21 protein-coding genes and 4 tRNA genes are annotated in these 17,628 nt (G+C 74.3%); 19 read left to right on the forward strand and 6 right to left on the reverse strand.

Features of this window, described 5'->3' with window-relative positions; all coding sequences use genetic code 11:
• Positions 1-132: 132 nt before the first annotated feature.
• Positions 133-1,596, forward strand: a complete 1,464-nt coding sequence (gene rpsA, locus ACI79R_RS15200) for a 30S ribosomal protein S1 (protein WP_456574482.1) — start codon at positions 133-135, stop codon at positions 1,594-1,596.
• A 226-nt stretch (positions 1,597-1,822) separates the two neighbouring features.
• On the opposite strand, the gene ACI79R_RS15205 is transcribed toward rpsA, so the two are convergent.
• Positions 1,823-2,092, reverse strand: a complete 270-nt coding sequence (locus ACI79R_RS15205) for a hypothetical protein (RefSeq protein ID WP_456574483.1) — start codon at positions 2,090-2,092, stop codon at positions 1,823-1,825.
• A 144-nt stretch (positions 2,093-2,236) separates the two neighbouring features.
• On the opposite strand from ACI79R_RS15205, the gene coaE reads away from it, so the two are divergent.
• Entirely contained in the window at positions 2,237-2,836 is a 600-nt protein-coding gene (coaE, locus tag ACI79R_RS15210; protein ID WP_456574484.1) for a dephospho-CoA kinase, read from the forward strand.
• A 65-nt stretch (positions 2,837-2,901) separates the two neighbouring features.
• Here coaE and ACI79R_RS15215 read toward each other — a convergent pair.
• The 4 genes from ACI79R_RS15215 to ACI79R_RS15230 all read right to left on the reverse strand — a co-directional run bounded on the left by ACI79R_RS15215 (position 2,902) and on the right by ACI79R_RS15230 (position 3,670).
• Positions 2,902-2,976, reverse strand: a tRNA-Val gene (locus ACI79R_RS15215).
• Positions 2,977-3,023: 47 nt separating this feature from the next.
• Positions 3,024-3,094, reverse strand: a tRNA-Cys gene (locus tag ACI79R_RS15220).
• 43 nt (positions 3,095-3,137) lie between these two features.
• Positions 3,138-3,210 (reverse strand) — tRNA-Gly (locus tag ACI79R_RS15225).
• A gap of 61 nt (positions 3,211-3,271) precedes the next feature.
• On the reverse strand, positions 3,272-3,670 hold the full coding sequence (locus ACI79R_RS15230) for an SsgA family sporulation/cell division regulator (protein WP_456574485.1): 399 nt from the start codon (positions 3,668-3,670) through the stop codon (positions 3,272-3,274).
• Between the two features lie 177 nt (positions 3,671-3,847).
• On the opposite strand from ACI79R_RS15230, the gene ACI79R_RS15235 reads away from it, so the two are divergent.
• The 4 genes from ACI79R_RS15235 (at position 3,848) to ACI79R_RS15250 (ending at position 5,970) form a co-directional block, all read left to right on the forward strand.
• Positions 3,848-4,498, forward strand: coding sequence for a sigma-70 family RNA polymerase sigma factor (locus tag ACI79R_RS15235; protein WP_456574486.1), 651 nt, complete (start codon positions 3,848-3,850; stop codon positions 4,496-4,498).
• Positions 4,495-5,388: an anti-sigma factor domain-containing protein gene (locus ACI79R_RS15240; RefSeq protein WP_456574487.1), complete on the forward strand. Its 894-nt coding sequence runs from the start codon at positions 4,495-4,497 to the stop codon at positions 5,386-5,388. The genes ACI79R_RS15235 and ACI79R_RS15240 overlap by 4 nt, the downstream gene beginning before the upstream one ends.
• A gap of 14 nt (positions 5,389-5,402) precedes the next feature.
• On the forward strand, positions 5,403-5,873 hold the full coding sequence (locus tag ACI79R_RS15245) for a TIGR02611 family protein (RefSeq protein ID WP_456574488.1): 471 nt from the start codon (positions 5,403-5,405) through the stop codon (positions 5,871-5,873).
• A gap of 25 nt (positions 5,874-5,898) precedes the next feature.
• Positions 5,899-5,970, forward strand: a tRNA-Val gene (locus ACI79R_RS15250).
• A 54-nt stretch (positions 5,971-6,024) separates the two neighbouring features.
• Here the strand turns inward: ACI79R_RS15250 and ACI79R_RS15255 are convergent.
• Positions 6,025-6,582: a dihydrofolate reductase family protein gene (locus ACI79R_RS15255; protein WP_456574489.1), complete on the reverse strand. Its 558-nt coding sequence runs from the start codon at positions 6,580-6,582 to the stop codon at positions 6,025-6,027.
• A 137-nt stretch (positions 6,583-6,719) separates the two neighbouring features.
• On the opposite strand from ACI79R_RS15255, the gene ACI79R_RS15260 reads away from it, so the two are divergent.
• The 13 genes from ACI79R_RS15260 to yajC all read left to right on the forward strand — a co-directional run bounded on the left by ACI79R_RS15260 (position 6,720) and on the right by yajC (position 17,622).
• On the forward strand, positions 6,720-7,112 hold the full coding sequence (locus tag ACI79R_RS15260) for an HNH endonuclease (RefSeq protein WP_456574490.1): 393 nt from the start codon (positions 6,720-6,722) through the stop codon (positions 7,110-7,112).
• Positions 7,109-7,660 (forward strand): MOSC N-terminal beta barrel domain-containing protein, encoded by a 552-nt coding sequence (locus tag ACI79R_RS15265; protein ID WP_456574491.1) that lies wholly within the window; start codon positions 7,109-7,111, stop codon positions 7,658-7,660. Before ACI79R_RS15260 ends, ACI79R_RS15265 begins: the two co-directional genes overlap by 4 nt.
• Before the next feature lie 103 nt (positions 7,661-7,763).
• On the forward strand, positions 7,764-9,800 hold the full coding sequence (gene thrS / locus ACI79R_RS15270; protein WP_456574492.1) for a threonine--tRNA ligase: 2,037 nt from the start codon (positions 7,764-7,766) through the stop codon (positions 9,798-9,800).
• Positions 9,797-10,360: an HIT family protein gene (locus ACI79R_RS15275; protein WP_456574493.1), complete on the forward strand. Its 564-nt coding sequence runs from the start codon at positions 9,797-9,799 to the stop codon at positions 10,358-10,360. Before thrS ends, ACI79R_RS15275 begins: the two co-directional genes overlap by 4 nt.
• Entirely contained in the window at positions 10,361-10,984 is a 624-nt protein-coding gene (gene pgsA / locus ACI79R_RS15280; RefSeq protein ID WP_456574494.1) for a phosphatidylinositol phosphate synthase, read from the forward strand.
• Positions 10,981-11,934: a phosphatidylinositol mannoside acyltransferase gene (locus tag ACI79R_RS15285; RefSeq protein WP_456574495.1), complete on the forward strand. Its 954-nt coding sequence runs from the start codon at positions 10,981-10,983 to the stop codon at positions 11,932-11,934. The genes pgsA and ACI79R_RS15285 overlap by 4 nt, the downstream gene beginning before the upstream one ends.
• Positions 11,934-13,133, forward strand: coding sequence for a glycosyltransferase family 4 protein (locus ACI79R_RS15290; protein WP_456574496.1), 1,200 nt, complete (start codon positions 11,934-11,936; stop codon positions 13,131-13,133). The genes ACI79R_RS15285 and ACI79R_RS15290 overlap by 1 nt, the downstream gene beginning before the upstream one ends.
• Before the next feature lie 11 nt (positions 13,134-13,144).
• Entirely contained in the window at positions 13,145-13,684 is a 540-nt protein-coding gene (locus ACI79R_RS15295) for a hypothetical protein (RefSeq protein ID WP_456574497.1), read from the forward strand.
• A gap of 221 nt (positions 13,685-13,905) precedes the next feature.
• Positions 13,906-14,655, forward strand: coding sequence for a YebC/PmpR family DNA-binding transcriptional regulator (locus ACI79R_RS15300; RefSeq protein WP_456574498.1), 750 nt, complete (start codon positions 13,906-13,908; stop codon positions 14,653-14,655).
• A gap of 80 nt (positions 14,656-14,735) precedes the next feature.
• Positions 14,736-15,302, forward strand: coding sequence for a crossover junction endodeoxyribonuclease RuvC (gene ruvC, locus ACI79R_RS15305; protein WP_456574499.1), 567 nt, complete (start codon positions 14,736-14,738; stop codon positions 15,300-15,302).
• Positions 15,299-15,943 carry a Holliday junction branch migration protein RuvA gene (gene ruvA / locus ACI79R_RS15310; RefSeq protein WP_456574500.1) on the forward strand — a complete coding sequence of 215 codons (645 nt, stop codon included), beginning with the start codon at positions 15,299-15,301 and terminating at the stop codon, positions 15,941-15,943. The genes ruvC and ruvA overlap by 4 nt, the downstream gene beginning before the upstream one ends.
• A gap of 52 nt (positions 15,944-15,995) precedes the next feature.
• Positions 15,996-17,120, forward strand: a complete 1,125-nt coding sequence (ruvB, locus tag ACI79R_RS15315) for a Holliday junction branch migration DNA helicase RuvB (protein WP_456574501.1) — start codon at positions 15,996-15,998, stop codon at positions 17,118-17,120.
• A gap of 160 nt (positions 17,121-17,280) precedes the next feature.
• Positions 17,281-17,622, forward strand: coding sequence for a preprotein translocase subunit YajC (gene yajC, locus ACI79R_RS15320; protein ID WP_456574502.1), 342 nt, complete (start codon positions 17,281-17,283; stop codon positions 17,620-17,622).
• Positions 17,623-17,628: the final 6 nt, after the last annotated feature.

The raw sequence follows: 17,628 nt of genomic DNA on the forward strand, positions 1-17,628 counted from the left end.
GAGTGCGCCAGAGGTCTGTCAGTGCTGTCCCCGTCGGGGATCGGCGCGCGCCGGCTCTCCCCGCTCCCCGCGGTCACCCCGGCCGCGGGTCGTCCTGTCCCTACGCATCCCCCGTCCGGAGCACTCGACCACATGACCTCCACCCAGGTCCGTCCTTCCAGCACCCCGCAGGTCGCGGTGAACGACATCGGCACCGCCGAGGACTTCCTCGCCGCGATCGACCAGACCATCAAGTACTTCAACGACGGCGACATCGTCGAAGGCGTGATCGTCAAGGTCGACCGGGACGAGGTGCTGCTGGACATCGGCTACAAGACCGAGGGCGTCATCCCCTCGCGTGAGCTCTCCATCAAGCACGACGTCGACCCCAACGAGGTCGTCAAGGTCGGCGACGAGGTGGAAGCCCTGGTCCTCCAGAAGGAGGACAAGGAAGGCCGCCTGATCCTGTCCAAGAAGCGCGCCCAGTACGAGCGCGCCTGGGGCACGATCGAGGCGAAGAAGGAAGCCGACGAGGTCGTCACCGGCACCGTCATCGAGGTCGTCAAGGGCGGTCTGATCCTCGACATCGGCCTGCGCGGGTTCCTCCCCGCCTCGCTGGTCGAGATGCGCCGCGTCCGCGACCTCCAGCCCTACGTGGGCCGTGAGCTCGAGGCCAAGATCATCGAGCTCGACAAGAACCGCAACAACGTCGTCCTGTCCCGCCGGCAGTGGCTGGAGCAGACGCAGTCCGAGGTCCGCAGCGAGTTCCTCAACAAGCTCGCCAAGGGCCAGGTCCGCACCGGCGTCGTCTCCTCGATCGTCAACTTCGGTGCGTTCGTCGACCTCGGCGGCGTCGACGGTCTGGTGCACGTCTCCGAGCTGTCCTGGAAGCACATCGACCACCCGTCCGAGGTCGTCGAGGTGGGCCAGGAGGTCACCGTCGAGGTCCTCGACGTCGACCTGGACCGCGAGCGCGTCTCCCTGTCGCTGAAGGCGACCCAGGAGGACCCGTGGCGTCAGTTCGCCCGGACCCACCAGATCGGGCAGGTCGTCCCCGGCAAGGTCACCAAGCTGGTGCCCTTCGGTGCGTTCGTCCGCGTGGACGAGGGCATCGAGGGTCTGGTCCACATCTCCGAGCTGGCCGAGCGCCACGTGGAGATCCCGGAGCAGGTCGTGCAGGTCGGCGACGAGATCCTGGTCAAGGTCATCGACATCGACCTGGACCGCCGCCGGATCTCGCTGTCGCTCAAGCAGGCCAACGAGGGCGTCGTGGGCGAGGACGACCAGTTCGACCCCGCCGCCTACGGCATGGCCGCGTCCTACGACGAGCAGGGCAACTACATCTACCCCGAGGGCTTCGACCCGGAGACCGGCGAGTGGCTCGAGGGCTACGAGGAGGCCCGGGAGACCTGGGAGCGGCAGTACGCCGAGGCCCAGGCCCGCTACGAGGCGCACCGCAAGCAGATCGCCGCGGCCAAGGAGGCCGACGCCGAGGCTGCTGCCGGGGGGAACTACTCCTCCGGTGCGGACGTCGAGGGCCCGGCGGCCACCGGTGGCACGCTGGCCAGCGACGAGGCGCTCGCCGCGCTGCGCGCGAAGCTCGCCGGCGGGGAGTGACGCCGATCCCGGGGGAGACCCCGGGGCAGGCATCGCCCGAGCACTGACGACGGAGGCCCGGAACCGGATCGGTTCCGGGCCTTCGTCGTGTCCGCGTGCCGACAGCCCGGGAGCGCTCGTACCGGGGCGCCGCCAATCGCGCGCGAATGGCGAGGGGTGCTCCGCCCTTCGCGCGCGAATGGCGAGGGGTGCCCCGCCCTTCGCGCGCGAAGGGCGGCAGTGGCGGTTACAGGCTGAGGATGATGGCGAAGGCCGTGCGCGGGCGCCCGCCGGAGCCGGCGAGGAACGACCAGGTGTGCCGGCCGCTCGGGGTGCCCGCGGTCAGCCAGCGCAGGAAGGCGCTGCGCGGCCGTGCTCCGCCGGCGCGCTCGGCCAGGCGGGCCTGCACCTCGGGCAGGTCCGAGCAGCGCACGCCGGTGGGGCGGTCGATCCGGTGCCGTCCGGCGGCGCGGCGGCCGGCGGACGTCGGGACAGCGGCGGGCGTGGTGCGGGACATGGGGTTCTGCCTTCCTCGGCGGGGGGTGATCGCCGAGGCGGACGTTATGAGCCGTGACGGGTGTGACTGGTGCGACGCGCCGGACAGGACGGGCGCGTGTTACCTGTCCGTGACCGTCGCACGCGCGGTGGCTACTGTCCGTGCGTGCTGCGCATCGGGTTGACGGGTGGGATCGGGTCGGGCAAGAGCACGGTGTCGAGGCTGCTCGCCGAACGGGGTGCGCGGATCGTCGACGCCGACCTCATCGCCCGGGAGGTCGTCGCGCCGGGCACGCCCGGGCTCGCCGCGGTCGTCGAGGCGTTCGGCGACGGCATCCTCACCGGGGACGGCGCGCTGGACCGGCCGGCGCTGGCGGCCGTCGTCTTCGCCGATCCGGAGGCGCGGGCCCGGCTGGACGGCATCGTCCACCCGCTGGTGCGCGAGCGGGCCCGCGCGCTGGTCGCCGAGGCGCCCGAGGACGCCGTGGTGGTGCAGGACGTCCCGCTGCTCGTAGAGAGCGGCCAGGCGGGCTCCTACGACCTGGTGCTGGTCGTGGAGGCCGACCTGGAGACCCGCGTGGCGCGGCTGGTGCAGCGCGGGCTGACCGCCGAGGACGCCCGCGCGCGGATCGCCGTGCAGGCCACCGACGAGCAGCGCCGCGCGGTCGCCGACGTCGTGCTCGACAACCGCGGCACCCCGGAGGACCTCGCGGGGCAGGTCGACAGGTTCTGGGCCGAGCACGTCGCGCCCGTGGTCGGCTCCTGAGCTGCCCGCGCCGGCGGGGGCGCATGCGAAGGGCCCCGGCTGCATCAGCCGGGGCCCTGTCGTCGTGGTGGGCGATACTGGGTTCGAACCAGTGACCTCTACCGTGTCAAGGTAGCGCTCTACCACTGAGCCAATCGCCCTGGACCGGCCTGACGGCCGGCCGTTCCACCGTTCTCACGAGGAGACGAGGTGGAGACGGGATTTGAACCCGTGTAGACGGCTTTGCAGGCCGTTGCCTCGCCTCTCGGCCACTCCACCGCACACACGGGCGCTGGTCTCGCGACCAACGCCCGAGGTTCCGAGCGGACGACGGGATTCGAACCCGCGACCCTCACCTTGGCAAGGTGATGCTCTACCAACTGAGCCACGTCCGCGTTGCAGGGAGAACATTACCTGACGTCCGGAGGGGGTCGTCAGGGGGGTCCCCCGGGGGGTCTAGCGGCCCGACGGGTCGGCGCCGCCACCCGAGAGCAGGGCGGCCAACTCGTCGTCCACGGACAACACGTCGGCCTCCTGACCTGCGGGAACGAGGTCCTCGGTGTGACGCAGGAAGGTGGCCACCGTCGTCCGCGAGACCTCGAACAGCGCCTCCCCGGAGGGCGCCCGCAGGTGCAGGAAGAGCACGTCGCCGGTGGTCCGGGCCGGCCAGAGACGTACGTCACCCTCGCCGGCGGGCCGGTCGAGCCCGGCCGACAGCAGCTCGCGGCCGACCAGCCAGCTGATGCCCTCCTCGGCGGGCTCGCCGCCCTCGCCGAAGCTGATCCGCACGGCGTAGGGGTCGGCCACCTCGTAGCTCAGCAGCGCGGGGACCTCCGTCCACGACTGCGGGCCCACGAGGTGGAGGGTCGCGGAGCAGGAGTACCCGGGGGTGGAGCGGCTCGCCATGACCGGAGAACGACCGGAGCGCGGAGAGGTTTCGCGGTGCATCCACCCGGGCGTGTCGCCACGGTCCGTGCCCGGCGGCGGCCGTCGAACCGGCAGACGTGTCCGGCACGAACGCGACGTGTGACGATGGGAGCCGTGAGTCGACCGGCACGCCGATCCGGGGGAGAGCCGGGGGACGCCGACCTCGTGCTCCGCATCCGTGCGGGCGAGCGGTCCGCGGTCGACGACCTGTACGAGCGGTTCCGGCGGCCGGCGTTCGCGCTGGCCCGGCGGGTGCTGGCCGACGACACCCTCGCGGAGGACGTGCTGCAGGACGTCTTCCTCAGCGTGTGGCGGGACCCGGGCGCCTACGACCCCGCGCGCGGCAGCTTCGCCTCCTGGCTGCTGGCGCTGGTGCACCACAAGGCCGTCGACGCGGTGCGCCGCGAGGAGTCCCACCGCCGGCGGCAGACCCGCGCCGAGGAGGACGCGGTCCTGTCCGCCCCGACGGCCACCGCCGACGTCGAGGACGACGCGTGGGACCGCGTGGTGTCCCAGCAGGTGCGCGCCGCGCTGAGCGGCCTGCCCGCCGCCCAGCGCGAGGCGCTGACCCTGGCGTACTACGGCGGCTACACCCAGCGGGAGGTCGCCGCGCTCACCCGCGCCCCGCTCGGCACGGTGAAGACGCGCATGCTGGCGGGCATGCGCCGGCTCAAGGAGGAGCTCGGCGCGGTCGCCGGGGCCTCGCTCGGCGGCGCCCTCGGCGGCCCCGCCGCGGTCGACGGGACGAACCGGTGACCCGCGAGGACCACGAGCGCTTCGACGAGCTCGCCGTCGGCTGGGCGCTGCACAGCCTGGAGCCCGAGGACGAGGACGTCTTCGCCGCCCACCTGCCCGGCTGCCCCCGCTGCGCGCGGACCGTCGCGGAGACCACCGAGGTCATGCGCGCGCTGGCCGGGGACCTGCCGCCGGCCGAACCGGGCGAGGGTCTGCGGGACCGGCTGCGCGCGGCGGTCGAGGAGACCGAGCAGGTGGTGCGGCCGTCGTCGCCGCTGGACCTGCCCGACGACGCCTTCGACGCCGGCCCCGACGCCGAGCCGGCGCCCCCGGCCCCGCCGGGTGGGCGTCGTCGCTCGGACCGGCCGGCCACCGGGTTCCCCGCGTACCGCTCGCCGGTCCCCGTGCCCACCCCGCCGCGGGCGGCCTGGCGGCGGGTGCTGCCCAACGCGCTGGTCGCGGCCGCGGTGGCCGCCATCCTCGGGCTGGGCACCTGGAACGTGCTGCTGGCGACCTCCCGCGACGAGGTCGCGGCCACCGCCGCCGAGCAGGCCGACATCCTCGACTCGCTGTTGCAGCCGGGGACGGCGACCATCGCCCCGGTGGCCGACGCCGACGGTCACGAGGTGGCCACCGTGGTGGCCCGCGACGCCCAGATGCAGGTCATCACCCAGGGCCTGGAGGTCAACGACCGGGAGTCGACGACCTACGTGGTGTGGGGGATGGGCGGCGACGACCCTGTTCCCTTGGGCACCTTCGACGTGGTCCGGTCACAAATCGACCTCCGGACCGTAGGCTCCGCGTCGACCGGGCTCGACGACTTCGGTGGCTTCGCCATCAGCATCGAACCCGGTCGCCAGGCTCCGTCGGCCCCGACGGAGGTGGTCGCGAACGGGCAGGTGACCAGCTGAGCGAGCAGGAGACGGTGGCCGTGGTGCAGGAGCGCCCCCATCGGCCGACCGATCAGGAGCGGCGTGAGCGGTACGCCCAGGACGGCTTCCACAGCCTCCGCGAGCGGATCGCGGAGACGTCCTGGCGTCGCCGGCTGGCCGCGCGGCGCACCGTCGACCACGCCTACCGCGTGGGCGTGGGCATCGTCGGCGGGCTCATCGTCGCCGTCGGCCTGGTCACCATCCCGCTGCCCGGCCCCGGCTGGCTCACCGTCATCGCCGGCCTCTTCGTGCTCGCCACGGAGTTCTTCTGGGCCGAGCGGCTGCTGGAGTTCACCAAGAAGCACGTCAAGGCGTGGACCGACTGGCTGGGCCGCCAGCCGGTCTGGGTGCGGGCGCTGATCGCGCTGGCGACCGCCGCCTTCGTGTACGGCGTCCTGGTCGTGACCCTGCACATCACCGGCGTCCCGGACTGGGTGCCGGGGTGGGTGCCGCTCTGGAGATAGGGCCCTCTACACTCAGAAGCACAGCGGGCGATTGGCTCAGTGGTAGAGCGCTTCGTTCACACCGAAGAGGTCACTGGTTCGAACCCAGTATCGCCCACCGCACCACGACGGCCCCGGCTCTGCAGAGCCGGGGCCGTCGTCATGTCCGGCCTCAGCCGGCGGCCGGCCCGTAGGTCAGGTGGGCGACCCCGTTGCTCAGGGCCTCGCAGCCGACCAGCCGCAGCGGGGTCTTCGCCGTCCCCTCGGGGAACAGCCGGATCCCCTCGCCGACGGCGACCGGGTAGACGTACAGGTGCAGCTCGTCGACCAGCCCGTCGGCGATCAGCGCCCGCACGAGGGTCGCGCTGCCGCTGACGTAGAGGTCGCCGGACTCGGCCTCCTTGAGCGCGCGGATGCGGTCGGCGTCGTAGCCGCCGATCGCCGTCGAGTTGCGCCAGACGCTCTCGGCGTCGGTCAGCGTCGAGGAGACGACGTGCTTGGTGGTGTCGTTGAAGAACGGTGCGCCGGGGTCCTCCTCGACGGTGCGGGTCGACCAGGCCGGGGCGAACATCTCGAACGTCGTCCGGCCGAGCAGGATGCCCGACGACGAGCCGGTCAGCGCGCCGATGGACTCGGCCAGGTCGTCCGGGAAGCCGTAGTCGATGGTCCACATCGGGGCGTCGACCACCCCGTCGACGGTGGTGAACTCGTGGACCTTGATGGCGCCCATGGGGATCTCCTCAGCAGCTGGGGCCCGGGTGCCGGGCCGTTCGATGTCGATGGGGAGACCGGCACGCGGGCCGGATCTCATCGGTGACCACCGTCGCAGGTCCGGCGGCCGGTGTCCCGGAGGCGGACCATGGGGGAGTGCCCCAGCTCGCCCGCGCCGACCGGCTGCTCGCCGTCCTGGAGCAGGACGGGCCGACCTGCATCTGGTGCGGCCGGGTCTTCGGCCGGCTGCTCCGGCCGACCACCGAGCACGTCGTGCCCCGGGTCAAGGGCGGCCCGTCGTGGCTGGAGAACGAGGTCGCCGCGTGCGGCCGGTGCAACGCCGAGCGCGGCCACCGCGCCCCGGTCGACTGGCTGGAGGAGTGCGACCGCCGCGGCTGGACGCCGGACGCCGCCCGGCTCCAGCGGGCCCTGACCGCCCTGGAGCGGGCGATCGGCCGGGAGGGCGGCCAGCGCCGCGCCCGGCCCTACCTCGACGCCCAGCTGCGGCGGCTGCGGCGCCGGCCCCCCGGACATAACCTCGCCTCGTGACCCCGGTCGGCGCGGTGCTGCAGGTGACGGTCCACCCGGTGAAGAGCCTGGGCGGGCATCCCGTCGCCGAGGCCCGGGTCGGGGCAGGTGGGCTGGTGGGGGACCGCGCGTGGTCGGTCGTCGACGCGACGACCGGCGAGCGGGTCACGGTGAAGGGCACCCCCGCCATGGCCCAGGTGGTCGCCACCGGCGACGTCGAGGCCGACACCATCACGCTCACCGAGGTGCTCGGCCGGCCGGTGCGGCTGGTGCACACCGACGCGCCGCAGGTCGACGCTGCCGCCGTCCACCTGGTCAGCCGGACGGCGCTGGACCGGGCGGCCGCCGGCGAGGTCCCGGAGGGCTGCTCGGCCGACGACCCGCGCGCCAACCTCCTGCTCGCGCTGGACGGCGACGCCGACGAGCGCGGCTGGGTGGGGCGCGCCGTGCGGATCGGTGAGGTCGAGCTCACCGTCACCCGCACCCCGAAGCACTGCCTCGGGGTCTACGCCGAGGTGGTCACCCCCGGCCGGGTGCGACCCGGCGACCGCGTCGAGCTGCTGCCCTGACGCGGGTCCGGCGTATTCCGGCCGGACCGGCCCGGCGCGGGCACTAACCTCCTATCTGTCCCGGCCGACCGGCCGGGCGACCCGCGACCCCCTGGAGCCCCTCGTGTCTGCCGCGCCACTCCCCGCCGCCTCCGCACCGATCAAGGTGCCGGCCGGGACCACGGCCCAGCAGGCGCTCAAGGACGCCGGCGTGCCGCTCAAGGGCCCCGACGGCGCGGTCGTCGTCCGCGACCTGTCGACCGGCGACCTCCGGGACCTCGCCTGGACCCCGGACGCCGACGCCGAGGTCGAGCCGGTGCCGGCCGCCAGCCCCGACGGCCGGGCCGTCATCCGGCACTCCGCGGCGCACGTGCTGGCCCAGGCCGTCCAGGACCTCTTCCCGGGCACCCGCCTGGGCATCGGCCCGCCGGTGGAGAACGGCTTCTACTACGACTTCGACCCCGAGCGGCCCTTCACCCCCGAGGACCTCCAGGCCCTCGAGAAGCGGATGACCGAGATCGTCCGCGCCGGGCAGCACTTCTCCCGGCGGGAGATCAGCGACGCCGACGCCGAGGCCGAGCTGGCGCACGAGCCCTACAAGCTGGAGCTCATCGGTCTCAAGGGCGGTGCCGCCGAGGCGGCGGAAGGCGCCGACGTGGAGGTCGGCGGGGCGCAGCTGACCATGTACGACAACCTCGACCCGCGCACCGGCGAGCGGGTCTGGACCGACCTGTGCCGCGGCCCGCACGTGCCGCGCACCAGCACCATCCCGGCCTTCTCGCTCACCCGCAGCGCCGCGGCCTACTGGCGCGGCAGCGAGAAGAACCCGCAGCTGCAGCGGGTCTACGGCACCGCCTGGGAGAGCAAGGAGGCGCACAAGGCCTACCTGGAGCACCTCGCCGAGGCCGAGCGGCGCGACCACCGGCGCCTGGGTGTCGAGCTCGACCTGTTCAGCTTCCCCGACGAGATCGGCTCCGGCCTGGCCGTGTTCCACCCCAAGGGCGGGGTGGTCAAGCGGGAGATGGAGGACTACGTCCGCCGCCGGCACATCGAGGAGGGCTTCGACTACGTCGGCACCCCGCACATCACCAAGGCGCACGTCTTCGAGCTGTCCGGCCACCTGCCGTACTACGCGGACACCATGTTCCCGTCCATGGAGCTGGACAACGCGCAGTACTACCTCAAGGCCATGAACTGCCCGATGCACAACCTGATCTTCCGGTCGCGCGGGCGGTCCTACCGCGAGCTGCCGCTGCGCTTCTTCGAGTTCGGGACCGTGTACCGGTACGAGAAGTCCGGCGTCGTCCACGGCCTCACCCGGGTGCGCGGCCTGACCCAGGACGACTCGCACAGCTACGTCACCCCCGAGCAGGCGCCCGGCGAGGTCCGCCACCTGCTGGCGTTCGTGCTCGGCCTGCTGCGCGACTTCGGGCTCGACGACTACTACCTGGAGCTGTCCACCCGCGGCGACGACCCCGACAAGCAGGACAAGTTCATCGGGTCCGACGAGCAGTGGGAGGTCGCCACCCGCGTGCTCGAGGACGCCGCCCGCGAGACCGGGCTGGAGCTCGTGCCCGACCCCGGCGGCGCGGCGTTCTACGGCCCGAAGATCTCCGTCCAGGCCCGGGACGCCATCGGCCGCACCTGGCAGATGTCCACCATCCAGTACGATTTCAACCAGCCCGCCGGGTTCGGCCTGGAGTACACGACCCCCGACGGCGGCCGCGCCCAGCCGGTGATGATCCACTCGGCCAAGTTCGGCTCGATCGAGCGGTTCTTCGGCGTGCTCACCGAGCACTACGCCGGCGCCTTCCCGGCCTGGCTGGCGCCGGTGCAGGTGGTCGGCATCCCGATCACCGACGAGCAGGTCGGCTACCTCACCGACGTCGCGCTGCGGCTGCGGCAGCGCGGCATCCGGGTCGAGATCGACGACTCCGACGACCGCATGCAGAAGAAGATCCGCACCGCCAGCAAGCAGAAGGTGCCCTTCGTGCTGCTCGCCGGCGCCACCGACGCCGAGGCCGGCGCGGTCTCCTTCCGGTTCCGGGACGGCAGCCAGCACAACGGGGTGCCGGTGGACCGCGCGGTCGACGCGATCGCCGACTGGGTGGCCGCGCGGCACAACGTCGACCCCACCGGCGAGCGACTGGTGACCGGATGAGCAGCGACGACGCCGCGGCGCCGGCCGGCGACGGCGGGCCCACCACGGCCTTCGAGCACCTCTGGACGCCCTACCGGATGGCCTACATCCGCGGCGAGGGCAAGCCCACGGGGGCGCACGACTGCCCCTTCTGCCTGATCCCGCAGATGGACGACGAGGAGGGCCTGGTCGTCGCCCGCGGGCGGTCGGTGTTCGCCGTCCTCAACCTGTACCCGTACAACGCCGGCCACCTGATGGTGGTCCCGTACCGGCACGTGCCCGACTACACCGACCTGACCGCCGACGAGGTCGCCGAGCTGGGTGCTTTCACCCAGACGGCGATGCGGGTGGTGCGGCAGGTGACCGGCGCGCACGGGTTCAACATCGGCATGAACCAGGGCTCGGTGGCCGGTGCCGGCATCGCCGACCACCTGCACCAGCACGCCGTTCCGCGGTGGGGCGGGGACACCAACTTCATGCCGGTCATCGGGCTGACCCGGGTGCTGCCCCAGGTGCTGCGCGAGACCCGCGCGCTGCTGGCGGCGGCCTGGCCGGCCGCCGGCGTCCCGCGGGAGGACTGAGTGCTCGGCGTCAACGCGCGGTCGGCCGTCGGCCGGTTCTGGGCGCCGGTCGTGGCGCGGCTGGACCGCGCCGGCGTCACCGCCGACGCGGTCACGGTCACCGGCACCCTGGGTGCGGTGGTCGGCGCCGTCGCCCTGATCGCCACCGGCCACCTGTTCTGGGGCGCGTTCACCGTCACCGTCTTCGTGCTGCTCGACATGCTCGACGGCGCGCTGGCCCGGGCCCGGGGCGGCGGCTCGCTGTTCGGCGCGGTCCTCGACTCCACCGGTGACCGGCTGGCCGACGCCGCCGTCTTCGGCGCGCTGGTGTGGTGGTTCACCGGGGACGGCGACGACCGCCTGCTCGCCCTCGTCGCCCTGGTCTGCCTCGTGCTCGGCGTGCTCACCTCCTACATCAAGGCCCGCGCCGAGGGAGTCGGGCTGCGCTGCGACGTCGGCGTGGTCGAGCGGACCGAGCGGCTCATCCTCGTGCTCACCGGCACCGGGCTCACCGGCCTGGGCATCCCCTACGCCGTGGACGTCGGCCTGTGGGTGCTGCTCGTGGGCAGCGCGGTCACGGTGGTGCAGCGGGTGGTCGCGGTGTACCGCGGCGCGCGCGGCCAGAAGCTGCCGGCCGCCTCGTGAGCGGCGCCGTCGAGGGGGCCGGGCTGCGCACCCGGCTCACCGGTCAGCTGACCGACCTGGGCTACGCCGCCGGGTGGGGCGCGGTCAGGCTGCTCCCGGAGCCGGTCGCCCGCGGGGCCTTCGACGCCGCCGGCCGGTGGGCGGCCGGCCGCGGCGGGCCGGGGGTGCGCCAGCTGCGGGCCAACCTGCGGGTGGTGACCGGCGGCCGGCTGCCGGACGCCGAGCTGGACGCGCTGACCGCCCGGGCCATGCGCTCCTACGCCCGCTACTGGCAGGAGGCCTTCCGGCTGCCCCGCCTCACGACCGAGCGGGTCGTGGCCGCGACCGAGGCGCCCGGGGTCGAGCACCTGGAGCGGGTCCGCGCCGAGGGCCGGCCGATCATCGCCGCCCTGCCGCACAGCGGGAACTGGGACGCCGCGGCCGTGTGGTTCATCGACTGGCTGGGCCGCGACTTCATGACCGTCGCCGAGCGGCTGAAGCCGGAGTCCCTGTACCGGCGGTTCGTCGCCTTCCGGGAGTCGCTGGGCATGCGGGTCGTGCCGCTCACCGGCGGGCCGAGGGCGTCGTCCACGGTGCTCAAGGAGTGGCTCGACGACGGCGGGTCGGTCTGCCTGCTGTGCGACCGCGACCTCGGTGGCACCGGCGTGCCGGTCACCTTCGCCGGCCGGCCGACCACGATGCCCGGCGGGCCGGCGCTGCTGGCCGCGCAGACCGGCGGCGCCCTCATGCCCATGGTCGGGCAGTTCACCGAGCACGGCTGGCGGCTGACGTGGCACCCGGAGGTACCGGTCAGCGGCCCCGGCCGGCTGCGCGACCGGGTGGCCGCGGCGACCCAGGGGGTCGCCGACGCCTTCGCCACGACGATCGCCGAGCAGCCCGAGGACTGGCACATGCTCGGCCGGTTGTGGCCGGACGTGCCGCCGGACCCGGCGCCGGGGGAGCGGCCCTGATGCGCATCGGCCTGGTCTGCCCGTATCCGTGGGACCGCCCCGGAGGCGTGCAGTACCACGTGCGCGACCTCGCCGAGACGCTGCGCGCGATGGGCCACCACGTCGAGGTGCTCACCCCCGCCGAGCGCGAGGAGTCGCTGCCGGCCGAGCACGTCACCTTCGCCGGGCGCACCGTGCCGATCCCCTACAACGGCTCGATGGCCAGCGTGCAGTTCGGCCCGGTGTCGGCCGCGCGGGTGCGGCGCTGGCTGCGGGAGGGCCACTTCGACGTCGTCCACGTGCACGACCCGGCGCCGCCGTCCATCGGGCTGCTGGTGCTGATGATCGCCAAGGGGCCGATCGTGGCGACCTTCCACGCGGCCACGGTGCGGTCGAAGTGGCTGGCCGCCTGGGGGCCGGTCATCCGGCCGTGGCTGGAGCGGATCAGCGGCCGGATCGCGGTGTCGGACTTCGCGCGGCGGGTGCAGGTCGAGCATCTCGGCGGCGACGCGGTGATCATCCCGAACGGCGTGCACGTGGCCGCCTTCTCCTCCGGCCCCTCGCTGCCGGGGTACCGGCGCGGGTCGGGCGACCCGACGATCGGGTTCCTCGGCCGCTACGACGAGCCGCGCAAGGGCCTGCCGGTGCTGCTGGAGGCGATGCGCACGGTCGTCCAGCGGCATCCCGGCGCCCGGCTGCTCATCGCCGGCCGCGGCGACCCCGACGACCTCGCGGTGGCGGTCGGCGACGACCTGCGCCCGCACGTCACCCTGCTCGGGGAGCTGTCCGAGCCGGACAAGGCGGCGTTCCTGCGCTCGGTCGACGTCTACTGCGCCCCGAACCTGCTCGGGGAGAGCTTCGGCGTCATCCTCATCGAGGCGCTCAGCGCCGGCGCGCCGATCGTCGCCAGCGACCTCGACGCCTTCGCCGCCGTCCTGGAGGACGGCCGGGCCGGCGTCCTCGTCCGGCGGGGGGACGCCGGCGCGCTGGCCACCGCGCTGGGCGACCTGCTGGCCGACCCGGCCCGCCGGGCCGAGCTGTCGGCGGTCGGGGCGGAGGTCGCGGCCGGTTACGACTGGCAGGTGCTCGCCCGGCGCATCCTGGCCGTCTACGAGACGGTCGTCGCGCCCGGCAGCGGCGAGGTCACCGCGCGCGAGGACGACGAGTGGATCGGCGACGCCCCGGGGCGGTCGACCCTGCGGGGGCGGGTCCGGAGATAGCCTGACCCGTCGTGACGCCCTCCGCCTGGTTGCTGGTCGCCGCCGGGGTCGTCGTGCTCCTGGTGGCCTGGGCCGCGTGGGACCTCGCCCGCCTCCGCCGGCTCGAGGGGCGGGTGGACCGCGCCTGGACGGCGCTGGAGACCCAGCTGCGCCGCCGGGCGGGGCTGGCCGCCGAGGTGGCGCGCGAGGGCGCTGCGGCGCTCGGCCCCGAGCGGGCCGAGCGGCTGGCCCGGGCCGCGGCCGCCGCCCGGGTGCCCTGGACGGTGGACCGCGAGCTCGCCGAGAACGAGCTCGGCCGGGAGCTGCGCGAGCTGCCGGCCGACCTGCCCGGCCTCTCACCGGCACTGGCCGACGACCTCGCCGGCACCGTCCACCGGGTCGGCCTGGCCCGGCGCTTCTACAACGACGCGGTGCGCGACACCCGGGAGCTGCGCGGGCGCCGCTTCCCGCGGCTGGCCCGGCTGCACGCCCGCCGCCCGCTGCCGCGGTACTTCGACATCGACGACAGCCTCGACGAGCTCACCAGCAGCGCCGCCCCGCGGCCGCGCTAGCCGTCGGGGGCGGCGGCCGCCGGGCCGACGGTAAGATCGCCGCGGTGCGCCGGGACGCCGTCCCGGCCGCCAGCCGCGCCCCGAGCTGACCGGGGCCGACCGGGTCCATGCGCTGTCCGCCGAGGTCGTGCGCCGGGCCGCCAAGCGCAGAGGGACCGCCCGCCGGCACCGGCGAGCACGAGCGGCGCCGCCCAGGGCGCCCGCACCGAGGGGAGATCGCCGTGAGCGGCCATTCCAAGTGGGCGACCACGAAGCACAAGAAGGCCGGGATCGACGCCAAGCGCGGCAAGCTCTTCGCCAAGCTCATCAAGAACATCGAGGTCGCCGCCCGCACCGGCGGCGGTGACCCGGCCGGCAACCCGACGCTGTTCGACGCCATCCAGAAGGCGAAGAAGTCGTCGGTGCCCAACGACAACATCGACCGCGCGGTCAAGCGCGGCTCGGGCGCCGAGGCCGGTGGCGTCGACTACCAGGGCATCACCTACGAGGGCTACGCCCCCGGCGGGGTCGCCGTGCTCATCGAGTGCCTCACCGACAACAAGAACCGGTCGGCGATGGAGGTCCGGACGGCGATGACCCGCAACGGCGGTTCCATGGCCGATCCGGGCTCGGTGTCCTACCTGTTCTCCCGCAAGGGCGTCATCGTCGTCCCGTCGGCCGGCACCACCGAGGACGACGTGCTCATGGCCGTCCTGGACGCCGGCGCCGAGGAGGTCCGCGACCTGGGCGACACCTTCGAGGTCGTCTGCGAGCCGACCGACCTGGTGGCCGTGCGCACCGCGCTGCAGGAGGCCGGCATCGAGTACGACGCGGCCGATGCCGCCTTCGTGCCGAGCGTGCAGGTCGAGCTGGACGAGGAGACCGCCGGCAAGGTCTTCCGGCTGATCGACGCGCTCGAGGACTGCGACGACGTGCAGAACGTGTACGCCAACTACGACGTCTCCGACGAGGTGCTCGAGCGCGTCGGCTGAGGCGTGTCGCGCCGCGGCGTCGGTCCGGGCGGCTAACCTCGGTCGAACACCAGTTCGGCCGTGGGTCAGGAGGCGCGTCCATGCGGGTGCTGGGGATCGACCCGGGCCTGACCCGGTGCGGGTGGGGGGTCGTCGACGGCCGCCCGGGCGCGCGCCCGGCCGCGGTCGGCGTCGGCGTCATCCGCAGCTCGGCCGAGCTCGACCTCGAGCTGCGGCTGCTGGAGCTGCACACCCAGGTGACCGCGCTGCTGCGCGAGCACCGGCCCGACGTCGTGGCCATCGAGCGGGTGTTCACCCAGAACAACAAGGGCACCGCGACCGGCACCGCCCAGGCCGCCGGGGTGGCCGCCCTGGCGGCCGCCCAGGCCGACCGGCCGGTCGCCTGGCACACGCCCAGCGAGGTCAAGGCGGCCATCTCCGGCAACGGCCGCGCGGACAAGGAGCAGGTCACCCTCATGGTCACCCGGGTGCTGGGGCTGGCGACGGCCCCCAAGCCGGCCGACGCCGCCGACGCGCTGGCCCTCGCGGTCTGCCACGTGTGGCGCGGCCCGGCGCAGCAGCGGCTGCGCACGGCAGCGCTCGCCGGCGGCATCGGCGCGTCGATGGCGCCCCGCACGCTGCCGCGCTGGCAGGGGGTGTCCCGGTGATCGCCTCGGTCAACGGCCGGGTGGCGGCGGTGTCGCCCGACGGCGCGGTCGTCGAGGTCGGCGGCATCGGGCTGGCGGTGCAGTGCACGCCCGGCACGATCGCCCGCCTGCAGGTGGGGGAGAGCGCCCGCCTGTCGACGAGCCTGGTGGTCCGCGAGGACTCGCTGACCCTCTACGGCTTCGCCGACGACGACGAGCGCCAGCTGTTCGAGCTGCTGCAGACCGCCAACGGCGTGGGCCCGCGGCTGGCGCAGGCGGTGCTGGCCATCCACCCGCCCCGCGAGGTCCGCCGCGCGGTGTCGATGGCCGACGTCAAGGCGCTCATGCAGGTGCCCGGCATCGGCAAGAAGGGCGCCGAGCGGCTGATCCTGGAGCTGCGCGACCGGCTCGGCACGACGACCGCCGACACCTCCCTCGACGGTGCGCCCGCGCTGCCCGCCGGGGCCGGCCCGCTCACCCCCGTCGCCCCGTGGCGTGACCAGCTCGCCGCGGCCATCGTCGGGCTGGGCTGGTCGACCAAGGACGCCGATACCGCGCTGACCGCGCTGGCGCCGGTCGCCGACGAGCAGCTGGAGAGCACCGGCCGGGTCGACGTCGCGGTGCTGCTGCGGCAGGCGCTGCAGCTGCTGGGCCGGGCATGAGCGGCTCTGTCGACCTGCCGGCTCCGCCGGCCGGGAGCGAGCAGGTGAGCGCATGACCTCGCCGTTCGACCGCGGCCTGACCGGGGACGTCGACGACGGGCTCGGCCGGGAGTTCGCCGTCTCCCCGCAGGCCGGCGACGAGGAGCGGGTCGTCGAGTCGGCGCTGCGGCCGCACTCGCTCACCGACTTCATCGGCCAGCCGAAGGTCGCCCGCCAGCTCGCGCTGGTCCTCGAGGGCGCCAAGCGGCGGGGGCGGCCGCCGGACCACGTGCTCCTCTCCGGCCCACCCGGGCTGGGCAAGACCAGCCTGGCGCTGATCATCGGCTCGGAGCTGGGCACCGCGGTGAAGATCACCAGCGGCCCGGCGATCGAGCGCTCCGGCGACCTCGCGGCGATGCTGTCCAACCTCGGCCCCGGCGACGTGCTGTTCATCGACGAGATCCACCGCATCGCCCGGCCGGCCGAGGAACTGCTGTACATGGCGATGGAGGACTTCCGCGTCGACGTCGTCGTCGGCAAGGGGCCCGGCGCCACCGCCATCCCGCTGGAAATCAACCCGTTCACGCTGGTCGGCGCCACCACCCGGGCCGGCCTGCTGACCGGCCCGCTGCGCGACCGGTTCGGCTTCGTCGGGCAGATGGAGTTCTACGAGCCCGCCGAGCTGCAGCAGGTGCTGGCCCGCAGCGCGGAGCTGCTCGGCGTGGAGCTGACCGACGACGGCTCGGCCGAGATCGCCCGGCGTTCCCGCGGCACGCCGCGGATCGCCAACCGGTTGCTGCGCCGCGTCCGCGACTACGCCGAGGTGGAGGCCGACGGCCGGGTCACCCGCGCCGTCGCCCGGGCCGCGCTCGCGCTCTACGACGTCGACGAGCTCGGCCTGGACCGGCTGGACCGCGCGGTGCTGGAGGCGCTGGTCACCCGGTTCAACGGCGGCCCGGTCGGCGTCAGCACGCTGGCGGTCGCGGTGGGGGAGGAGCCGCACACCGTCGAGGAGGTGTGCGAGCCGTTCCTGGTGCGGGCCGGGCTGCTGGCCCGCACCCCGCGGGGCCGGGTGGCCACCGAGGCGGCGTGGCGGCACCTCGGGCAACCGCTGCCGAAGGGCGGTCTCCCCCTGGGAGGTGTCTCAGGAGCCCCGCGTGCCCCGGGGGCGCCCACGGAACCGTTGTTCGACGCCTAGACTGCGTGACGCTGGCGCGCAACTCGACTGCGTGACCCGACGGTCCGGCCGCGCGCGTCGCGGCCGGTCGCGTGCGCGCCGCAGCCGACGAACCCGAGCGGCCCCGTCCCGGGCCGCACCGAACGCGCGCACGACCGGCGCGGCAGAGAGGTCTCCCGACGTGCAGCAATACTTCCCGCTCATCCTGATCGCGCTGGCCTTCGTGCTGCTGATCGTGCTGCCGGCTCGCCAGCGCAAGCGGATGGCGGCCCAGGCGCAGGCGCTGCAGGAGTCGCTGACCGTCGGCACGCCGGTCATGACCACCAGCGGCCTGCACGGCACGGTGGCCGCCATCGGCGACACCACGATCGACCTGGAGATCTCCCCCGGCGTCGTGGTGACCTTCGTCCGGCAGGCGATCCTCGAGGTCCGCAAGCCGGCCGGCGCCGCGCCCGAGACCCCCGCCCCCGGGGACGACGCGCCCGGCACCGTCGACGGCGGTCCGGCCGACCGCGCCAGCTGAACCGGA

Source organism: Blastococcus sp. SYSU D00820 (assembly GCF_054050695.1).